The sequence below is a fragment of the Bergeriella denitrificans NBRC 102155 genome (genome assembly GCF_001592185.1).
In the GTDB taxonomy this organism is placed as follows: Bacteria; Pseudomonadota; Gammaproteobacteria; order Burkholderiales; family Neisseriaceae; genus Neisseria; species Neisseria denitrificans.
In genome coordinates, this window is record NZ_BCWL01000275.1 from 1 (window position 1) to 2230 (window position 2230).

General features: G+C 55.8%; 2 protein-coding genes. Both read left to right on the top strand.

The genetic code is table 11. The features are described from left to right. The first annotated feature begins 77 nt into the window (after positions 1-77). Positions 78-698 carry an L-threonylcarbamoyladenylate synthase gene (locus tag BDE01S_RS10125; protein WP_066081120.1) on the top strand — a complete coding sequence of 207 codons (621 nt, stop codon included), beginning with the start codon at positions 78-80 and terminating at the stop codon, positions 696-698. Positions 699-888: 190 nt separating this feature from the next. Next, the gene (locus BDE01S_RS10130; protein WP_066081123.1) at positions 889-2124 is read left to right on the top strand and encodes a uracil-xanthine permease family protein; all 1236 of its coding nucleotides are present in this window, start codon (positions 889-891) and stop codon (positions 2122-2124) included. The last annotated feature ends 106 nt before the right edge of the window (positions 2125-2230 follow it).

Genomic DNA, 2230 nt, shown 5'->3' on the forward strand with positions numbered 1-2230 from the left:
ACTTTTGTCTTTCTGTACATTAAGTTTTACAATATTAAATGCATCAATCATCAAACCCGATAATAAGGACACACACCATGGCCCAATTCTACGCCATCCACCCCGACAACCCGCAAGAGCGCCTGATTAAGCAGGCCGCCGACATCGTACGCAAAGGCGGCGTGATTGTTTATCCCACCGACTCCTGCTACGCGCTCGGCTGCAAGCTCGGCGACAAAGACGCGATGGAAGCCATTTTGCGTATCCGTCAAATCGACCAGCGCCACCACTTGACCCTGATGTGCGCCGACTTGAGTGAGCTGGGCACTTACGCCAAAGTGGACAACAGCCAGTTCCGCCAGCTTAAAGCAGCCACGCCCGGCAGCTATACCTTTATTTTGGAAGCGACCAAAGAAGTGCCCAACCGCACGCTGCATCCCAAGCGCAAAACCATCGGCCTGCGCGTGCCCGACAACGCCATCGCCCTGGCGCTGCTGGCCGAGTTGGGCGAACCGATGCTGAGCTGCACCCTGATGCTGCCCGAAGACGACGAGCCGCTGACCGACCCTTACGAAATCCGCGACCGCCTGGAGCACAGCGTGGATTTGGTGATTGACGGCGGCTGGTGCGGCACCGAGCCGACCACGGTGGTGGACATGACCGACGGCACCGAGCTGGTGCGCGAAGGTAAAGGCGACAAAGCTGTTTTCGGTTTTTAACGGCGGATTGGTGCGGAAAAGGCGGTTTTCAGACGGCATTTTTCAAACGCGTTTCAATCGTGCGGCATCGTGATACAGGCGTTTCCCTAAGTCTGGTTTTATGGCGGGCGGCGGGATAATTGATGAAAATAATGAAGGGAGGCGTCGCCAGCCAGTATAATACGCAGCGTGTTTTTAACGGAATTTAACCATGCAACAACTTAAATTGGCCATCTCGGGCGCGCAGATTTTATTTGTCGCTTTCGGTGCGATGGTGCTGGTGCCGCTGCTGACGGGGCTGAACCCGGCGATGGCGCTTCTGGGCGCGGGTATCGGCACGCTGCTGTTTCAGCTGGTCACCAAGCGTAAAGTGCCGATTTTTTTAGGCTCGTCTTTTGCTTTTATCGCGCCGATTATTTATGCCGTCGGCGAATGGGGGCTGCCTTCGACCATGTTCGGTCTGTTTGCGGCGGGCTTTATGTATTTTGTGTTTGCCGCACTCATCCGCTGGCGCGGTTTGGCGGCGGTGCACCGCTTGCTGCCGCCGGTGGTGATCGGCCCGGTGATTATGGTCATCGGTTTGTCGGTGGCGGGCGCGGCCAGCCAGATGGCGATGGGGCAGGCCGGCGGCGAGCAGGCGATGGATTATGTGCAGTCGCTGCTGCTGGCGGGCTTTACGTTTGCAGTCACGGTTGTGGTCACGGTGTTCGGCAGCCGGATGATGAAGCTAGTGCCGATTTTGATTGGTGTGGCTTCGGGCTATGTGCTGGCGCTGGTGTTGGGCATGGTCGATACCTCTGGAATTGCGGCGGCGCCGTGGTTTCAGGTGCCGCATTTTGAAACGCCCGAGGTCAACTGGCAGGCGGCGCTGTTTATGCTGCCCGTTGCCATTGCGCCGGCGATTGAGCATATCGGCGGCATTATGGCCATTGGTAATGTAACGGGCAAGGATTATGCTAAGGATCCGGGCTTGGATAAAACGCTGGCAGGTGACGGCCTGGGCGTGTGCGTGGCCGGTTTAATCGGCGGCCCGCCGGTCACGACTTACGGCGAGGTGACCGGTGCGGTGATGATTACGAAAAACAGCAATCCGAAAATCATGACGTGGGCGGCGGTTTTTGCCATCTGCATGGCGTTTTTCGGTAAGTTTAATGCGTTTTTGGCGTCGATTCCGCTGCCGGTAATGGGCGGGATTATGATTTTGCTGTTCGGCACGATTGCTTCTTTGGGCTTGAAGGCGCTGATTGATGCCAAGGTGGATTTGATGCAGCCGAAAAATCTGGTGATTGTCAGCGCGGTGTTGACCACCGGCGTGGGCGGCATGGTGATTAAGCTGGGTTCGCTCAGTTTTGCCGGCGTCGGCCTGTGCGCGATTTTGGCGATTGTGTTGAACTGGATTTTGCCGGATCCGAAGGAAAGCGATCAAAATATCGGTATGGATGTTTGAATAGGGGCGGCGTAAGCTAAGCCGCACCGTCAGGCCGTCTGAAAATTTCGGTTTTTGGAAAACTGAAATTTTCAGACGGCCTTTTGTGTTTTATTTTTGTGTTTTA